Source organism: Secundilactobacillus folii (assembly GCF_009720675.1).
Lineage (GTDB): Bacteria > Bacillota > Bacilli > Lactobacillales > Lactobacillaceae > Secundilactobacillus > Secundilactobacillus folii.
In genome coordinates this window covers 1-18,619 of record NZ_WNJO01000016.1, presented here as the reverse complement: position 1 = coordinate 18,619, position 18,619 = coordinate 1, and the positions used below count along the sequence as shown (strand labels likewise).

General features: G+C 44.0%; 18 protein-coding genes. 14 read left to right on the top strand and 4 right to left on the bottom strand.

Features of this window, described 5'->3' with window-relative positions; all coding sequences use genetic code 11:
* The first annotated feature begins 102 nt into the window (after positions 1-102).
* From GM612_RS10695 to GM612_RS10660, 8 genes are all read left to right on the top strand, one after another.
* Complete coding sequence (locus GM612_RS10695; protein ID WP_343031895.1) at positions 103-657, top strand: sugar O-acetyltransferase; 555 nt, start codon at positions 103-105, stop codon at positions 655-657.
* A gap of 771 nt (positions 658-1,428) precedes the next feature.
* Complete coding sequence (locus GM612_RS10690) at positions 1,429-3,021, top strand: BCCT family transporter (RefSeq protein WP_425500347.1); 1,593 nt, start codon at positions 1,429-1,431, stop codon at positions 3,019-3,021.
* 310 nt (positions 3,022-3,331) lie between these two features.
* On the top strand, positions 3,332-4,474 hold the full coding sequence (locus GM612_RS10685; protein WP_155432342.1) for a GGDEF domain-containing protein: 1,143 nt from the start codon (positions 3,332-3,334) through the stop codon (positions 4,472-4,474).
* A 65-nt stretch (positions 4,475-4,539) separates the two neighbouring features.
* On the top strand, positions 4,540-5,481 hold the full coding sequence (locus GM612_RS10680; protein WP_155432341.1) for a phosphoglycerate dehydrogenase: 942 nt from the start codon (positions 4,540-4,542) through the stop codon (positions 5,479-5,481).
* 371 nt (positions 5,482-5,852) lie between these two features.
* The gene (locus GM612_RS10675; protein ID WP_155432340.1) at positions 5,853-6,560 is read left to right on the top strand and encodes a response regulator transcription factor; all 708 of its coding nucleotides are present in this window, start codon (positions 5,853-5,855) and stop codon (positions 6,558-6,560) included.
* Positions 6,550-7,905: a sensor histidine kinase gene (locus GM612_RS10670; protein WP_155432339.1), complete on the top strand. Its 1,356-nt coding sequence runs from the start codon at positions 6,550-6,552 to the stop codon at positions 7,903-7,905. The genes GM612_RS10675 and GM612_RS10670 overlap by 11 nt, the downstream gene beginning before the upstream one ends.
* 104 nt (positions 7,906-8,009) lie before the next feature.
* The gene (locus tag GM612_RS10665) at positions 8,010-8,876 is read left to right on the top strand and encodes a COG4705 family protein (RefSeq protein WP_155432338.1); all 867 of its coding nucleotides are present in this window, start codon (positions 8,010-8,012) and stop codon (positions 8,874-8,876) included.
* Positions 8,877-9,041: 165 nt separating this feature from the next.
* Positions 9,042-9,467, top strand: a complete 426-nt coding sequence (locus GM612_RS10660) for an OsmC family protein (RefSeq protein ID WP_155432337.1) — start codon at positions 9,042-9,044, stop codon at positions 9,465-9,467.
* An 87-nt stretch (positions 9,468-9,554) separates the two neighbouring features.
* On the opposite strand, the gene GM612_RS10655 is transcribed toward GM612_RS10660, so the two are convergent.
* The gene (locus tag GM612_RS10655) at positions 9,555-10,220 is read right to left on the bottom strand and encodes a DUF6198 family protein (RefSeq protein WP_343031893.1); all 666 of its coding nucleotides are present in this window, start codon (positions 10,218-10,220) and stop codon (positions 9,555-9,557) included.
* A gap of 86 nt (positions 10,221-10,306) precedes the next feature.
* Between GM612_RS10655 and pgmB the strand changes: the two genes are divergently transcribed.
* The gene (gene pgmB / locus GM612_RS10650) at positions 10,307-10,999 is read left to right on the top strand and encodes a beta-phosphoglucomutase (protein WP_155432336.1); all 693 of its coding nucleotides are present in this window, start codon (positions 10,307-10,309) and stop codon (positions 10,997-10,999) included.
* Between the two features lie 121 nt (positions 11,000-11,120).
* Here the strand turns inward: pgmB and GM612_RS10645 are convergent, their stop codons facing one another.
* Positions 11,121-11,489 (bottom strand): DUF488 domain-containing protein, encoded by a 369-nt coding sequence (locus GM612_RS10645; protein WP_155432335.1) that lies wholly within the window; start codon positions 11,487-11,489, stop codon positions 11,121-11,123.
* Between the two features lie 79 nt (positions 11,490-11,568).
* Between GM612_RS10645 and GM612_RS10640 the strand changes: the two genes are divergently transcribed.
* Positions 11,569-12,195, top strand: a complete 627-nt coding sequence (locus tag GM612_RS10640) for a DNA-3-methyladenine glycosylase (RefSeq protein WP_155432334.1) — start codon at positions 11,569-11,571, stop codon at positions 12,193-12,195.
* 2 nt (positions 12,196-12,197) lie between these two features.
* Here GM612_RS10640 and GM612_RS10635 read toward each other — a convergent pair whose 3' ends face one another.
* Together GM612_RS10635 and map are read right to left on the bottom strand one after the other, a co-directional pair.
* Complete coding sequence (locus GM612_RS10635) at positions 12,198-12,929, bottom strand: demethylmenaquinone methyltransferase (protein WP_155432333.1); 732 nt, start codon at positions 12,927-12,929, stop codon at positions 12,198-12,200.
* 90 nt (positions 12,930-13,019) lie between these two features.
* The gene (gene map, locus GM612_RS10630) at positions 13,020-13,811 is read right to left on the bottom strand and encodes a type I methionyl aminopeptidase (RefSeq protein WP_343031892.1); all 792 of its coding nucleotides are present in this window, start codon (positions 13,809-13,811) and stop codon (positions 13,020-13,022) included.
* A gap of 199 nt (positions 13,812-14,010) precedes the next feature.
* Here map and GM612_RS10625 point away from each other — a divergent pair, with 199 nt between their 5' ends.
* From GM612_RS10625 to GM612_RS10610, 4 genes are all read left to right on the top strand, one after another.
* Positions 14,011-14,718, top strand: a complete 708-nt coding sequence (locus GM612_RS10625; RefSeq protein ID WP_281349257.1) for a zinc metallopeptidase — start codon at positions 14,011-14,013, stop codon at positions 14,716-14,718.
* Between the two features lie 44 nt (positions 14,719-14,762).
* Positions 14,763-14,936: a hypothetical protein gene (locus GM612_RS10620; protein ID WP_155432332.1), complete on the top strand. Its 174-nt coding sequence runs from the start codon at positions 14,763-14,765 to the stop codon at positions 14,934-14,936.
* 153 nt (positions 14,937-15,089) lie between these two features.
* Positions 15,090-16,469: an MFS transporter gene (locus tag GM612_RS10615; RefSeq protein WP_155432331.1), complete on the top strand. Its 1,380-nt coding sequence runs from the start codon at positions 15,090-15,092 to the stop codon at positions 16,467-16,469.
* A 228-nt stretch (positions 16,470-16,697) separates the two neighbouring features.
* Positions 16,698-18,395 (top strand): phosphoenolpyruvate carboxykinase, encoded by a 1,698-nt coding sequence (locus tag GM612_RS10610; RefSeq protein ID WP_155432330.1) that lies wholly within the window; start codon positions 16,698-16,700, stop codon positions 18,393-18,395.
* Positions 18,396-18,619 lie beyond the last annotated feature (224 nt).

The window sequence follows — 18,619 nt, the reverse complement described above, 5'->3', positions numbered from 1 at the left end:
GCAATGATTTTAGCTTTATTTTTTCTAAATCATCAAAATTTTCTGAAAATAACCTCTACGACATAAATTATGTGCTATTCTTTTGGGAGTAAGGGAGCGTGAATAATGGCAACAGAACGAGAGAAAATGACAGCTGGTGGGCCGTATAATCAATTCGACGAAGAACTGATCGCACGACGAGTCTACATTCGTCAGCAGCTGGAAGAAATTAATCACATTACCGATAACGATGATCGAAATAGTCGTTTTAAGGCTTTAATTGCCGATACTGGTGACGATTTTTTTGTGGAAACTGATTTTAAGTTTGATTACGGCTTTAATCTGCATTTAGGTGATCATTTCTACGCCAATTATGATGTTAAAATGCTGGATTCTGCACCAATCACAATTGGTGACCACGCCTATATTGGGCCGAATGTCGGTTTCTACACGCCAATTCATCCAATCGATCCAAAGCAGCGGGATGCCGATGTGGAGTTGTGTGCGCCAATTACGATTGGCCATAGTTTATGGGTCGGCGGCGGTGCTGTGATTTTACCTGGGGTTACGCTGGGAAATAACGTGGTCGTTGGCGCTGGTGCAGTCGTGACAAAATCGTTTGGCGATAACGTAGTGATTGCTGGTAATCCAGCGCGCGTGATAAAGACGGTTGATTAGTGTGACCACTTATATCAATTAACAAGTTTGATCAATAACTCTACAGACGCTTGAGTGACTTATCTGGTGGAAGATAAGTCACTTTTTATTTATCTTATAATTGCAGTAGTAGAATTTATTAAAAAATAATGCATTTTAATTGCATAAAATCAAAATGTAAGCGCTGTATAACCTTCTATAGATACCGGTACGGCGGTTTTAAGCTGCAATTTTACATCTCATTTCAAACGTGTATAATAATCACTGTAAATTCAATCGGGTTACATTGGAATTGGCAATTTGTTGCAGACGGAGCTGTTGCAGGTGGTCGTTGACGATCTCAGCAGCTTTTTTGCGTTTTACTTTGTCGACCTGAGTGAAAATACGTTGGGTGTTTTCAGAGTTGAAAGTTAATAACTTCAATTGTGGTTTCAGTGCATTGACAACTACGTTTGTGGGACCGATGCACTTAACAAGGCGTTGAACTCAATCGAGTAGCAGACGGAACGAGCTTTTTACGGGCTTTTCTGAAAGTGAATGATTGAGGTTAACGATTTTTCCAAGCTTTTGTGGAAGTTGCAATGCTAACCTGTTAGATTGAGCTCTAAAGAAATTTTCTTTATTGATTGTTTTCTGAAAGTCGATTTCTAGCATGCCGGTGAAATGGGTTCCGCGGGCAAGAACAAGTTGATAGGTGTCAGGCTATCTTTAGTTCTTAAACGCCTTGCTCCACACTCTTCATCCAATATGTACAACCATTAGAGGAGGAATATTATTTTAAGAAGCAAGTTAATCAACAAGTGGGTCTTTGTACCAACTGTGGGATTATTCTTACTGGCAACTTTAGTGTTAATGATAGGTGGAAAGGGTCTTCAAGCACCCTTAACGAGCATCTTAGGCTGGATGAACCTTAAGTTAGGTTGGTTATATTTAGGCATTTATATTATCAACTTCGTCTTCCTAATCGGATTGGCATTCAGTAAATACGGTAAAATTAAAATTGGAAAACCTGATGACAAGCCGGTTTACAGTGGCTTTAAATGGGGCGCAATGGTGTTTGCAACGGCAATTGATGCCAGCATCATGATGCTTTCCATCACTGATCCACTGACGGTGATTCAAAACCCGCCGTTTCATCTTAAGGCTTATTCCAACGGCGCATACACTGCCGCAACCATGTTGGGTCAATTTAACTGGGGTCCAATGGCGTGGATGATGTTTGCACCAGCAGCTGTTTTGATTGGTTACCTGATGTATCGGAAGGGGCAACCGGTTCAAAAGCTGAGCGATGGTATTAGCCTGTTAGACGGCGACAAACACCAATCAACTAAGAAGTTCTTTGCTGGCTTGATCAACGTTTTGGTTGTTATCGGAATTATCGGTGGTGTTGGTTCATCAATCGGGATGGAAGTCCCAATCACTGCCAAGGCATTTTCAAGTGCTACGGGAATCAAATACGGTTTGCCACTTGAAATGGGATTGTTCGTTATCTTATTTTGCCTCTTCGCCGTTACAGTCTTCAAGGGCTTGAACGGTGGGATTGACCGCTTAAGTATGGCGCACATCTGGTTAGCCATCGGTTTTCTGGTCTTAATTTTATTCTTTGGTCCAACGCGTTACATTATTACGCACGAAGCACATAGTTTAGGCATGTTAGTTCAAAAATTCGTCCCGATTGCGACGAACACTCATCCAAGTGCCACTCAGCAAGATACAATCTTTTACTGGGGCTGGTGGTTGTCGTACATGCCTGTGATGGGTCTGTTTATTGCTAAGATCTCCCGTGGTAAAACGATTCGTCAGATGTTGATGGGCATGTTGATGTACGGCTTTACTGGTTGTGCCTTGTTCTACGCAGTAATGGGCGGTTACGCTTTGTGGCTGCAACAAAACGGCGTCATTAACTTGGTCCACATTTTGAACACTCAGGGTCAAGCCGCGGTTATCGCTACGGTGATTGGCACTTTACCAATGAAGTCAATCATGACTTTGCTCTATTGTGTGTCATGCTTTATCTTCTTAGCCACAACGATTTCAGGCTCAGCCTACATTTTGTCGTCATTTACCAGCACCCCGTTGAAGCATCGTGAACCAACCCGTTTCAACCGGATGTCATGGGTCATCGTCTTTATGATCTTTGCTTTCTCACTGGTCTTAGTGGGCGGTTTCAAGGTCATTCAAACGATTTCTGTGATGGCTGGTTTCCCACTGATCTTTGTCTGCGCGGCGATCTTGTTCTCAATTCGGAAACTTGTTGTGCATGATCACGAACTGGCCTTTACATCATCTCCAGCAGTTACGGATATGGCTGAACGTCCAGCAACGGTGGAACGGAAATCTGCTATTCGTGGTAAACTGATTCTTTCCCCAACTAATTTAGCATAATTATAAAACTGGTCGAACCAGTTTGGCGGTTGCCCATCTTGGGGAGCCGTTTTTTAGTTTCGTCAAATTATTCTAATTGAGTTCTCGGGTGTTAATTTAACTGCTGAAAACGTTGAAATGACCGACTTGAAGTTAATAATTACCACCCGCTTTTTAGCAATCAGAGGGACTATGTGAGTTTTATAATTAACTTCTGTCTAAGTAAAAATTTTGTGTTATGCTGAAAATGAAAATAGATACCATGAAATGTTTCAAGGACTGTTGACCTGTATTTAACCCGTATTTTAGCGACTGAAAGTGAGGAATCAGAATGGTAACCTGGGCAAATCGCGTTGTCGTTTTTATTATGAATACCCTATTACTGACCGGTTTTGCTCTAATGTACTGGTGGTTACAGCACGCCCGTTTCCAGCGAAAGGCACTCGCGCACTTCCGAGAGCTATTTCAAATTTTGCTGACGATTGGTTTTTTGGCCCTATTTCATTTTGCGTCGGTTCTCATGATCATAAATAATGTTTACCGACCGGGTTACGGGTGGAATTACCTCACTTTTCAAATTGGAATCCTATTGTTTGGACTATTTTTCAGCCACAATCACTGGCTATTCATTAGCTTAGTGTTCACTTTATTGGTTTGGTACTGGTGGTTGCCAAACTTGCCATATTGGGGCCTATTCTTTCTGGCGAGCGTTGCACTGATGTGGGTTGCTGACAACTATGGGCGCCGTTTGCTGAGGCACCCACTATATTTTTACCCCTTTGCGTTACTTTTTGGTCTACCGTTTGTCTGGGCAAACTTCTTATCTTTACGAGGCATTGACGTTGGGTGGCTGTGGCAAATTGGTTCAATGCTGATTATTGACTGGTTAGTCTGGTTTATTCATAATCAGTTGATGAATCGGAGTTTGCGAGAGGCACGCTTATTGCGCGAAGCCAAAACCGATACCCTGACGCAACTGAATAACTTTCGGGTTTTTAATGAAGATTTGGAAACTGCTTTCAAGACCTTCAAAAAAGAGGGTGCTCAATACTTGGTATACACGTTTGACATTGACCATTTTAAGCGTGTTAATGACCGTTATGGGCATTTGGAAGGCAATGAAGTTCTTCGGCAAGTAGCGTCAAAGTTACAGCAGATAGTTCACGGCATTAGCTATCGGGCGAAAGCTTACCGGGTCGGCGGCGAAGAGTTCTCGTTCATCATTTTCGACCGTGAGCGTCAGCAGGAGTCAACAAGTGTCGTTGCCAATCGGGTGCGCCAAACACTAGGGGCACTTACGTTCAAAACTAAAAAAGGCGCTAGTTTTAAAATTACCATTTCGCTTGGACAAGATCAGGTGAGAGCTGAGGATCAGAACTATCTGGAAGCTTATAAACGAGCTGACCAAAAGCTATACCATTCAAAGCAAAATGGGCGAAATACAGTAACGGTTTCGAAAATATGTCAATACTGACTACTGATTGGTAATTCATGATAGAATATTTACTATAGCAAACCAATTTGAAAGGACGGCTGATCATGCAAAAAGTAATCATTCCAGAACTTGCAGATAAGCAAACTGACCATTATTTAACCAAAAAGGGTTATGAGGTGCTCACCGTGCCAGATCCCGACGAGGCAGCGATCCTAGCCACAGCTCCTGATGTTGCTGGTATCATGATGTTTGTTGCGCCGTTTCCAAATGATCTATACGATAAATTACCAAATTTAAAGATTTTGGCCCGTTATGGCGTTGGCTATGATAGCATCGACGCTGACTTCGCAGCGACTAAGGGTGTTTGGGTGACCAATACCCCTGGCGCGAATGCAGTGAGTGTTGCTGAAAGTACGGTCACTGATATTTTGATACTGGCAAAGCATTCATTTACGGTTTCAACTTTGATGCGCGCTGGTAAGCAGGCAGAGGGTAAGCAGATCCAAGGCTCTGAGCTAGCTGGCAAGACGGTAGGCATCGTTGGCTATGGCCATATTGGCCAAGCCGTGGCAAAAATGCTTAGTGGTTTCGGCGTCCGTACGCTAATCTATAACCGAACTAAACGCGACACACAGTACGGACAATTCGTTGACCTGGAAACACTGTTAAAGCAATCCGATTATGTGACGCTCCACGTTGCCGCTGTTCCAGCTACTATTGGAATGATTGGTGAAAAAGAGTTAGCGATGATGAAACCAACCGCGTCACTGATTAATTTAGCTCGCGGCACTGTAGTGGACGAAAATGCTTTGATTAAGGCGTTAAAGAATCATCAAATTGCCAGTGCTGCCCTTGACGTCTTTCAACAAGAGCCACTACCATCAAACAGTCCGTTATTCGACCTTGATAACGTCTTTTTGACGCCACATAACGGTTCTGTGACCAATGAGGCCGGTCGTAACATGGCAATGACAGCTGCCAAAATGATTGACGAAGTGTTGTCTGGGCAAAAGCCAGAATTTGCTGTTAACTCACCAAAACTTTAATTTAAAGTGAGCCTTTAACGGCGCTCAGAAAATAAGAAAATGGCACTGAATGAATTCCGAATGGGAACCGATTGAGTGTCTTTTTTTGCACCCAAAATTGGGGATTACCCTACGCTTGTTCAACGACTTCCTTTAGCATGATTTCAAATCGCTTGTTGTTCTTCTTGCCATATTTTCCAAATAAGGTGAATTAAAAACAGCTAATTTGGCGCTGCAAAATCTTTATAAAGCATACCCTATCACCTATTCAGGCACCACTTTTTAATTTTAGATTGAATCAGTTGGGGAATGCTAGTAAGATTTTGTCAAAAGGTTTGAAACCCGAGAAGTGTGTGAGAAACGGTCAGCTTAAACGGAAGAAGTGAACTATGTTGGCAAGGACGATTTTAGTCGTTGAAGATGAAGTGGCGATCCAGACGCTGTTGAAACGAGAATTGGAGTTTGAAAATTACCAAGTTGAATTAGCTAGCACGGGCCCGGAGGCTTTAGAGATTTTTAGGCAAATGCATCAGCAACTTGATTTGATTTTGCTGGACTGGATGATTCCAGAGATTGATGGGTTAGGTGTTCTACGGCGAATTCGTAAAGTTGACGCACGGTTACCAATTATTTTTTTAACTGCTAGGGATTTTTCAGGCGATAAAGTGGCTGGTTTGAATAGCGGAGCTGATGACTACATTACCAAACCTTTCGATATCGAGGAGTTACTAGCTAGGATTCGAGTCATCTTTCGGCATCAAGATCAGCTCAATGAGGCGCCCACTAACTACCAACTAGGTAATTTAACGCTCGATACTAAGGCTCACCAAGTTGCTTATAATGGCGATGTGATGCAGTTAACGCAGCGCGAATATAGTTTGTTGCTGGCCTTTATGCAACATGCCAATCAGACCATGACTCGTGATGAGATACTGGACGATGTTTGGGGTACCGACTTTGTTGGTCAAACGAATATCGTGGATGTCTACGTCCGACAACTGCGTCAGAAGCTGCATGCGTTAAGCGCGTCTAACGTGCAGATCCAGTCGGTAAGAGGTATCGGCTACGTGCTTAAAGAGGAGTTGCAAGATGACAAATAAAACGATGTCTAATCGGCACCTGATCATTCGTACTTATCTTCAGACCATCTTAATGACGACCCTTCTTAGTTTACTGATCACGATTGGGGTCCTGTTCGTCTTACTGTTTAATAACAGTACAACATCGGCCAATAAAATGCTTGATTCGCTGCAGGACACATTCGTGCATGTGACGCCAAATACTGATGCTTGGCAGGCATCCAGTCAGCAGGGAGCTTCCACCACCTACGTCAGAATTCAAGTTTTCCCGAATGCCAGCACGTCAGCAAGTCAATTTTACTCAACGGGCACCAAGTCGTTTATGCGCCGACATCAAGACAATCTGAATGACCGTTTTCTGTGGGTTAAGGGCAAGGGATTGTTCGTGTATCGCCAACGTCATACTCAAAAGGCTGTCTATCAGGTATGGCTAAGTTTAAATGAAATACTCAGTGAATTGATCACCGTTTTAGTGGCGATCCTCGTTGTTTCAGTGTTGAGTTCCCTATTTGGGATTGCCCTGATCAATGTTTTAAGCCGAAAAATTACCCAGCCGTTAACTGATCTAACGGCTGCTGTGACGGATGAAAAGCAAAAAGATCAGCTTGATCAAACCCCGTTACCGGTTCCAAATTCTCCCACGGAGGTTAAGCAGTTAGGTGATGAGTTCAATCAGTTGCTGTTAAAGTTAAACCGGCAAATGCAGCGGGAACAGCAATTTGTGTCCGATGCATCCCATGAGTTACGGACGCCGCTAACTGCTATTCGAGGTTATGTTAGTCTATTGAAAAATCACGGACAGGATCATCCTGAGGTCATTGCCGAATCACTGAATTTTCTCGATGACGAGTCACTTCGATTACAGAAACTAGTAGAAGCGTTACTCACGATCACCCGAAACGAAAAATTAGAGGTGAATTTGGTACCTGTTGATGTATCGTCGGTCATTCAAGAGATCATTGATGGTTACCATGTTGACAAACGAACGATAGCATTCCGTGGTGACCCAAAAGTGACTGCCGTTGCAGATGCCAACAGTGTGAAGCAAATAGTGTTAGCGCTGTTGGATAATGCCCAAAAGTATTCTCCTGCTGACTCACCAATCACGGTTGAAGTTAAGCGTTCAAATGATCAGGTCTTTATTCGGGTGACGGATGAGGGGATTGGCATTCCAGATGCTCAAAAGAAACGAGTCTTTGATCGTTTCTACAGAGTAGACGCTGCCCGTTCCAGTAAAATTCCAGGCACTGGACTGGGGCTGGCAATTGTGTCTCAGTTAGTTGCCTTGAACAAGGGCAAAATCGCAATTACCGACAACGTTCCCCATGGTAGTATCTTTACAATTGCCTTAAAGGCTGCTTTCTAAAGAATCTTCATTTTTCCTTCAGCGAAATTAGATAGTTTCATATTTCTCACGGGGTTATTCTGATACCAATCAATGACAACAACAGTCAGAATGGAGGAATCAGAATGCCAAAAGGTAAGGAACTATTGAATAAAGTGCCCGCAATTACGTTGTTATTTTGGCTTGCAAAGTTGATTAGCACTGGCCTTGGAGAATCAGTTTCCGATTATTCCAGCCAAATTTTTGGTCAACAGAATCAAGGTTTAGGAGAATTATTTACAGTCGGGTGGTCACTGAGCTTATTTGCTATATTTTTGACGTTGCAATTTAGATCTAATCGTTATCGGCCGGTTTATTATTGGCTATCAGTCGCACTACTAGCTGTTTTTGGAACGTTCTCGGCTGACACCTTTAAGAGCCTGACGGGATTGCACTATATGGAAACGACCGCCATTTTTGGCGCCCTAATGCTAGTTAGTTTTGCTGCTTGGTATCTATCGACTAAAGATCTATCGATTCATCACATTACCAGTCACAAAAAAGAAGCTTTTTATTGGTTAACGGTCGCTTTTTCGTTCATGTTAGGGACGGCCGCTGGTGATTGGCTGGCCACAGCACGAACAGGTGGTTATAATGTTGACCCAACTGGGCTGAACTTAGGCTTTCTGAACACTGGACTAATTCTAGGGGCCGTCTTTATTGCCATCCTAGCATACCGGGCGATTCGGCGTCCGGCTCAGAACAGTGTCAGTGAAATCGCCACTTTCTGGTTAGCTTATATTCTGACTCGTCCAGTAGGTGCCAGCTTTGCTGACTACTTCGGTTACGATTTTCATAACGGTTTTCTAGGCAATCAAGGCATGTCAGTGATTTGGTTAGCGTTGTTTGCGGTCAGTTTAGGTGTGATTGTATGGCAGCACGCTAAACAACAAAGTCCAGTGAGTGATGAGGTCGTTGACACTGAATCAGTTAAAAAAGTCGCAACCAAGTAATCAACGATTAATAAGGTAAAACTTTGGACAAAGATAGCGGTTTTGTAAATTCAAAGCCGTTTTTTAATCCCCCTTATTAGCCTGCATCTGAGCAAGCAAAACGTTTTGGAATCGTTTTCAAACATGCTAAACTACAGACACAAAAATAAAAGGGGGATCCTCAAAATGGCTATTGACGGATCGTTATATCATACAGAGGCGGTAAATGAAAAGGGCTTAAGCGGCGTTAGTTTTATTCGTGGTAACGAAGGATTAGCCCTAGGTGTTAGCAGCTCGCTGGTTCAAGGTTCGGGAACCAATCCAGAACAGTTAGTCGGTCTAGCAGTCAGTACTTGTTTTAACGCGACGATTGAAATCATCGAACGACTGCACAGCCTGCCGCATACTGCAGTAGTGCACACCGGTGTCGATCAACTCAAGGATGACACGGGATACAAGTTTGTAGTCCGTGTGCAGATCCTAATGCCAGGCGTTGATCACGCACAGGCAGAGTCGCTGGTTGAAGAAGCCAAGAACTATTGCCCAGTCGCTAAAATGATTAAGCAAAATGCTAACGTTTCGTTTGAAGTGGTTGATGAATTTGCATTCTAACTTCTGAAAAGAAGGATAGCAGTCACAAAAATAAAGCAGTGATCAGTTTCGAATTAACGAAACCATCACTGCTTTATTTTTCCTCGTTTATGACAAACGTTGATGTTTTAATTTTCGAAAAATATACTTATCACTGACCGCAATAAACGTTCCTTGGAATAGCAGGGCGACGATCGTGCCAATATTGACCGCCCAAAGTTGATGTTGAATGGCAAAAGTAATGATCATAATGACAATTGGGATGGAAAAGGCCGCTAGTGAGGCGGTCACCGCATTACCATGCAAATACCTAAAGCGGATGATCTGCATCAAGTCATCATTGGGGTGCAGTAACAGGTTAAGCCGTTGATAGATCGAGATGCCGCACCCGATGAACATGACGCCGATAATATCAATGATCACTGATGGAATCAGTGGCAGACGCTGAATGTCAAGCGTGGATAACAGTGACGACAGACCACTGACTAAGTAACTGAAAGGGACCATAAAAATCACGTTTCCAAGCATGCGGTGCCAGTCGAATTCTCGTAGCATTAACGCATTGGCCAGAATCACGGCCACGCCTTCAAGTAACAAGATGTTACCTAAGTTCATATTGAAGAGGTGTGACATATTGACAGCTGATGCAGTCCACAATGCACTACCAAGGTTGAGAGACACTGTGAGTGCGTTTCCAAATGAATTGATTATAATAGAGATAACTAAAAGAATGCAGTCACCTAAAATTGTTGGTTTTCCGTTGTTTTGATACACGCTCCGATCCCTCCGTACCTTTCAATTATACGGGAATGACGACAAATTAAAAGGGGCTTTTTATTCTAAAATTAGGGGTGAGGCAGATGGTGAGATTTGAGCAGTATTCAGGTGTGCTATTTGATCTGCACGGAGTGATTGCTGATTCATCACAGTATCACTTGCAGGCGTGGCACCAGTTGGCGGATGAATTAGAGATTACTTGGACGCCTAAACTGGCGGCAACGTTGCTGGGAATGAACCGGCAGGAATCAGTCGCTACCATTTTAACTGCAGGACGCAAGCTTGACCAATATTCTGATGCTCAGCAAGCAGAGCTGGGCGAACGTAAAAATAAAATGTACCTGGACATTATTTCTCACATGTCTCCGGCGGATGTATTGCCAGGCATTATCAGGTTTCTGGATGAGCTGCAAGCCAACCATTACGGTATTGTATTAGCATCGGCATCCGTAAATGCGCCGTTAGAAATTCATAAAATGCAGTTGGAGAAATATTTTCCGTTGATTGTGGATCCGAGTACGTTAACACGCAATAAGCCGGACCCGGAGATTTACGTTCGCGCAGCCAGCATGCTGAATTTACCCCCAAAAGCCTGCTTTGGCATCGAGGATTCGAAACCTGGTTTAGCTGCCGTTAATGGTTCTGGTGCTTTATCTGTTGGGGTGGGCTCACGAGCTGAAATTGCCACGGCTCAGGTTCGTTTCAGTAGTACTGCTAGCTTAACTTTGGCCGGTATTCAGCAGCAGTTAGTGGCTAAGCAGGAACAGGCAGATTAGCTCAGAAGGATAAAGACAAAAAAAGCAGGCTGTTCCAAAGCAACTTCCTAAATTTGGAAGTTGCTTTGGAACAGCCTGCTTTTGATAAAGGAGTAATTTTGAGTGCTAAGATGACGCACGTTTAGTTGTTCAAAACGTTTTTTTCTAGGTATTCTTTCAATACAACTGCCTGGTTATGCTCTTCATCTTTAGCGCCGTAAAGTAGAATGACATTTCCCTGTGCCAAATGATCTTGAATTAACTCGACGAACTTTTCACAGTCGGGATTATTGCTTAATTCATCTTCATAACGGGACTTGAATTCGGGGTACTTTTCCGGATCATGCCCGAACCATTGACGCAGTTCCTTAGTTGGTGCAATCGACTTGAACCATTCATCTAACGCCGCTTTTTCCTTTGAGATTCCCCGCGGCCAGATTCGGTCTACCAGAATCCGATAACCATCCATATCGGCTGGCTTGGTATAAATTCGTTCAATTTTGAGTGCCATTTTCTGATCACCTCTCTATAATATAACTATAGCATATTGTATAATATAACTACAGTATATGGATTGTGGGGAGATTTAGATGAAAGCTTTAGAGCAATTTTTCAGTGGCCGGCCGACGCAAGACATTACTAAGGACCTGCTTGGTAAACTGTTAAGCTATCAGTCCCCACAGGGTTTAGTCAGCGGTTACATTGTCGAGGCAGAAGCCTATTTGGGCGTCGCTGATTCCGCCGCGCACGCCTATGAAGGGCGGCGGACAAAGGCCAATGGGGCGCTGTATGGGGCGCCGGGCAATATTTACATTTATACCTCACGTGGATATTACGCGTTCGATGTTGCCGTTCAGCCAGCAGGCGAGCCACAAGGAATCCTAGTTCGGGGGATCGAGCCCAAAGATGGTCTCAACATTATGCAGGCAAACCGGCCAAAAAAGGGCTCAGAGTTGACGAACGGTCCCGGTAAACTTATGCGGGCACTTGGTATCAACGACCTCAAGTGGAATGACACAATGATCAACGAAGGCCCAATCAAGATTAGCTTTGAAGACGTGCGCATGCCACGAAAAATTAGCTCATCGGCACGAATTGGTGTCAGCAAGCGCGGCGGTCAAACGAATGCCCCATACCGCTATTTTGTTGCGGGGAACCCGTACGTTTCGGGCATGCGTAAGCGAGATATGGACTGGGAGACCCGTGGCTGGCTATAAGCTTACAGAACGGAGGTCCGGTAGGGTTTCCAACCTAAATGCAGGGCGGCGGCTCCTAAATCAAAGGTACGGTAATTAACGTGTGTAAGACCGGCATCCTTGAACATCTGAGCCAGCTTTTTAGCACTGACAAATTCAGCCGTGGTTTTCTGCAGGTAGTCGTAGTCCCTTTTATTGTGGACAGCCAGCTTAGTCATGACTGGGACGAAGTTAAAATAGGCTTTCCAGCCCATTTTAATCACCGGCTGCGTTGGCTTAGACGTTTCCAGGCAGGCTAGTTGGCCGCCGGGTCGCAGTACCCGTTGCATTTCACGTAAAACTTGGTTAGCATCGGGCACATTTCGCAAGCCAAAACCAATGGTTGCCACATCAAATTTATTGTCCTGATAGGGTAGTGACATGGCATCCCCGTGCACGAGTGTGACCCGGTCTTGAAGACCAGCTTCAGAGATTTTCTGGCGGGCAATTGATAACATATTTTCACTGAAGTCTAACCCGGTGACATGGCCAGATGGTCCCACAGCTTTAGCCAGTGAAATCGTCCAGTCACCGGTACCGCAACAGACATCCAGTACAAAACTGCCTGGTTTGATTGCCATGATTTCCATCGTGGCGTTGCGCCAATGCTTGTGCGTGCCTAAACTGATTAGGTTGTTCATGGAATCGTAATTATTAGCAATTCGGTTAAAGAGTGACTGAACTTGGTTTTCTGGTGTCTTATTAGTTAGTGCCATGTCTTTTTACCCCCCGAAGTATTCAATACCTAAATCATACCAAAAAACGCCTCGCAAGTGTGACTATCACCTGCGAGACGTTACTGTATTTTAAAGATATTTGGCGTCCATCTTGGAATCCTGGGAGGTTAAGATCTTTGGACCATCCTTTGTGATGACCAAAGTGTGCTCGTACTGAGCGGACGGTGAGCCATCAGCGGAAACGTAGTATTCCCAAGTGTCTCCGGGGACCTGCTTTGAGGCAATCTGCCAAGTACCCAAGTTGACCATGGGTTCAATGGTGATCGTCATGCCTTCACGTAAGCGTAAACCCTTACCCGGTTCACCGTAGTGGGGGACGTTTGGTTCCTCGTGCATCGTTGGCTGAATACCATGACCAATGAGTTCCCGCACATCACCCATGTGGTTTTCGTCTTCCACATAGTGTTGGATTGCGTAACCAATGTCGCCAATTCGGTTGCCAATAACGGCTTGGTCAATACCGAGGTAGAGGGCTTTTAAGGTTACGTCCATTAAGTGCTGCTTTTCTTTGCTAATCTCACCAACCGCGTAGGTCCAGCAAGAATCACTCATGAAACCATCTAAGTTAACGACCATGTCGACGGCGACAATGTCACCATTCTTTAATAGTAGGTCTTTTCGAGGAATGGCGTGAGCGACTTCATCGTTGACGCTAACGCAGGTCGCGTATTTGTAACCTTCGAAGCCCTTTTCTTCGGCTTTAGCATGGTGTTCTTCGATGTACTTATTAGCAAAGCGTTCGATATCCCAGCTTGAGATACCGGGTTTGATAATGTCGCGAAGGCCCAAGTGGACACCGGCCAAAATGGCACCGGACTTGCGCATCATTTCAATTTCGCGTTCTGATTTTAATGTAATCACGTGTAATATTGCTCCTTTTGATTAATTTCAACATCTACAATGGTACACCACCTTGGGGATTTCGAAAAGTATGAAGGTGCGGATCCAGATGCTTAGAGACTGGAGCCTAAGTAATTCATATCAGAACTCCCAAACCATTGCTCAACATCGCTAATCTTGTTACAATGTTCTTCAATCTAAAATAAAAGGGGGACCTTAATTGACATCACCGATTTTTGCTTTCTTTGATCCAACTTACTTTCTCGTTATCATTGGCTTGCTGATTTCAATGGCAGCCTCAGGATACGTTAATTCCACCTTTAAAAAATACGATCGTTACCGAGCTCAGAGTGGCATTACAGGGACGGATGCCGCCCAATATATTTTACAACAGTCAGGGATCACGAATGTGACTGTGCAGCCGACAAAGGGGAACTTGACCGATAATTATAACGGCAGTAACAAAACTTTGAACCTTTCGGAAGCCACCTACCAGTCTAGTTCAGTCGCAGCAATTGGCGTTGCTGCTCATGAATGTGGTCACGCGGTTCAAGATGCCACCAACTATTTTCCCATGCGGCTACGGACGGCAATCGTGCCCATCGCCAATTTTGGTTCCACTTTATCTCTGCCGATTATCATTATCGGGGTCATCTTTGGCATGAATCAAACGTTGATTCATATTGGAATCCTTTTGTTCTCGCTGGCATTATTGTTTCAACTGGTAACGTTACCGGTTGAATTCAATGCTTCACACCGGGCTTTAAAAATCCTAAGTGGTGGCGGTTTGCTGACTGCAAGTGAAGTGCCAATGGTAAGAAAGGTGTTATCGGCAGCGGCAATGACCTACGTAGCAGCTGCTCTGGCGACCTTTTTGCAATTACTGCGTCTGATCCTATTATTTGGTGGCAATCGTGACGACAATTAGAACGTTTTGCCTTATAATGGAAATAGACAAAAAGGTTGGTGGTAATGATGGATCTTATCTCATATTTGAAGGATCAAATCGATTTTTTAACTGAGCAATTTAACCAAGCTGAAACGGACAAGAACACAACGATGAAGTACATTGTTGAGTCTCGTTTGGACGAAGCTAAGAAAATTCAAAAAGCAATCGATGACGGCGAGATTACAAGTATCAGCTAGTTATCAGCTATTTAACAGGAGTCTACTCAGTTTTTCAACTGGTATGACTCCTGTTTTTTGGTGTAGAATAGTAGTGAGTTTCAACATACCTCAAAATATATTTTACACAACCAAACTAAACAATTATGATAGAGGTGTAAGGGAGGAAATTCTATGTCTGAATCTACAAGTTTATCGGGTCGTGCCCGATTTTGGTTTGTCGCGACACTGCTGACGGGGACTTTTACCATGTCCATCAGTCAGTCCTCGCTGTCAACGGCCTACCCGACGTTAATGCGTTATTTTTCAATTTCAGCGTCAACGGTTCAATGGTTGACCACCGGCTTTATGCTGATCATGTGCATTATGATGCCGGTCAGCCCGTGGCTATTAAGTAATATTGGGTTTAAGTCATTATTCTTATCGGTCTTAGTGATGTTTGATATTGGGACGCTGTTGATCATTCTAGCGCCGAGCTTTCCGTTGGTCCTCTTGGGGAGAGCTCTGGAAGCCATCGGTGTTGGGATCCTATTCCCGTCGTATCAAACGGTGCTGCTGACCATTACGCCGCGTGACCAACGGGGTGGTGCAATGGGCGTCGCCGGTCTGGTCATGGGCTCAGCCTTGGCAGTTGGCCCGATCATCTCAGGAATCGTTTTACGATTCACAACTTGGCAGGGACTATTTATTGTCTTCATGATCATTATTACGCTCGTTATTTTGCTATCATTTCGCACGATTTTGGATGTCATGGATAAGGTTCCTTCACACCTTGATTGGTTATCGGTGATTAGTCTAGTTGGGTTTATTGGCGTTTTGTACGTGGTCAATGAAGTTGGTCAAGCCGGAGTCAACTGGCCGTTAAACTGGCTGATTTTAGCCATTAGTATCCTTTTGATCCTGTTTTTTGGCTTCCGTCAGATGCGATTGTCAGAACCATTACTGGATCTACGAGTTTTCGCGGTTGGTCAATTCAACGCCTCGGTTTGGTTGACCGGTCTTTCCTACATTGCTCTGATTGTTGTGACGATCGTTTTCCCACTTTACTATCAAATTATTTTAGGGGTTAGTCCGTTTATTTCTGGGATGGCGCTGGTTCCTGGCGCGGTATTTTTAAGCCTACTGAATCCTGTGACTGGTAGATTAGCGGATCGAATCGGCTTTAAGAAAGTCTTGCTGATCGGTATGTGCATGATTCTAGTTGGTTGGGGTATTCTAGCATTGATTCCTGGAAAATTCTCATTGTGGGCTATGATGCCGATTGCCATGCTGATTGAAGGCGGGAACGCTTTTGTGATGATGCCAGCGGTCACACTCGGAGCGGATGCGCTACCGAAGGAAAAAATATCACATGGTACTGCGGTAATTACCACGATGAGACAACTGCTTGGGTCAACTGGTGTAGCAGTCGCCACTTTACTGTTATCGCTTGGCGGTGTGGCTACTGCAACTTTGGGGAATTTCCACATTGTTTTCCTGACCTTTTTCATCCTTGAAATTATCGGCTTAGTCTTAGCACTCAGTTTGAAAGAAAAAAAGCAGCAAAAGGCTTAATATTTTTATTTTTAAAATTGAACTCAATTTTCAATCATTTTTCAAAATTAGGGTTTTGAAAATTCTAAAAGTTGCTCTCATTTTTAAAAATAATAGTGTTTCTGAAAGCCTGATATATAAGGAATAACAAGACTTTTATTAAATTCTCATTTTCTATTTTCGTTCGTGTTTTTTTACGCTACAATGGGTACAAGGCATGTAAGAAGCCTTGGAAGGAGAATTTGTCCAATGACAGAGTCAGAGAATGTTGAAACTTCTGCTTTATATATGAATCCTAATCGAAATGTTGCTGTGATCAATTACAGCAATAAGTACTTTTCAGATATCTTTTCATTGATGAATAGTAAAGAATTACGCGAGGTTGTCAGCCTGTTTTTAGAACATCGCCGACACACTGTTGAAGCCAAAAAGAATGACTTTGAGGACGCCGATCCGGAAGCCTATGTTGAGACTATCAAAGGGGTGTTGCTGGGCCGTTCAGATGCATTTGACACCTACAATCGCTGGGAGATCTTGAATAGTGTTGAAGATCTTTATTCCTATTACCGTTCATATCTTCGCATCGGTGTGATCAATTTACACGGCAATGCTTCAACCGCCAAAACTTTCATGCAGGTCGATGATCGGTTCAATGATACCGTAATTGAAATGTACCGTGCTGTTGAGGAGAAGTTGCAGGGCTTTCGGAATAAAACCTATCGACAGGTTAGTGCCGGAACCTCAGCATGTGTGCTGACTCAATCAATTGCTTGGCCAATTCCAAGGGGCTATGAAGCTTTGAAGCCGGTTCGGTTCATTAACACAATGAGCCTGCGGCCACCAATGATGATGACAACGCCATCGAACAAGCGGGAAGGTACCTTTACGGCAGTTCCTGATAACCCAATTGACAAGTTCCATGGTTCTCGTGATGAGTGGTACTGCTTCCCAGCCAAGATCGGCGAAAGTTTAGCTTACATTTACTTCCACCGGGATTACTTTGTTAGCGGCGTAGCGTTGGCTAACTTGTTTGAATTAGCGGATGAAAAAGATATTGCTGGTCATAAACCAGACTTGATCTTACTGTTTGGTCTGCAAAAGACTGAAGGTAACGTCAGTCATTATCACCACGATGAAGAAAATGATATCTGGGTCGGTGAAGTGCCGTATAATGACAAGACAACTTACTTTGGCTATATGAAGAAGATGTGCTTGACGTTACATAATCTGCACATGATCTACGAAAACCGGTTACCAATTCATGGTTCAATGGTTCGGATCAAGTTCTCGAACGGAAAGAACAAGAACGTTGTCTTCTTTGGTGATTCAGGCGCTGGGAAGTCAGAGTCATTGGAAGCATTGCAAGAAATCGCGGACGATAAAATTCTGAGTCTGGAAACGATTTTTGACGATATGGGCAGCTTCACGCTGACAGATGATGATCTGTATGCGCAGGGGACTGAAATTGGCGCCTTCGTCCGGCTGGATGATTTGAGCTCTGCCGTGGCCTTTAATAATATGGACCGAGGGGTTTATCTGAACCCTGATCGAAAGAATGCCAGGGTGATTATTCCAGCGGATTCGTATCGGCGTGTCGTCGGCCATCATGGGGTCGATATGTGGGTCTATGCCAATAATTATGATTCAGATATTGGTCTGCATAAATTTGAGACGGAAGAGGATGCCAAGTCAACCTTCATTGAAGGCAAGCGTTTCGCGTTAGGAACGACGGATGAAGTGGGGATGAGTACAACCTTCTTCGCCAACCCATTCGGTCCCGTACAAGAAGAAGAAAAAACCCGTCCAATTATTGATAAGGTCTTTGATTACTTGTTTAAGAAGGGGGTCTACGTGGGTGAAATTTATACCCACTTGGGCACGGATAAGAGCAAGGATAGTTTGAATGAGAGTGCACAGCAGTTGTTGGATGTGTTGATGAATAGTTAGAGCGTGAGCCACGGCGTTTAGATAGCGGCGTAGAAGGGCCTGTTAGCGAAATCCCCGAACTTGGGATTTGGCTAACAGGCCCTTCTACATAGCTATCTGCCGGGGTGAACGCGTTTCAGCTATGAGGCCAAAGAGCGCTGAAAATACGACTGAGTTGGCCATTGAAAGCAGTGCTTTGAACTTGGGATATCCGTCTTATTGATTTACGCGGCCGGGCGCTGTTT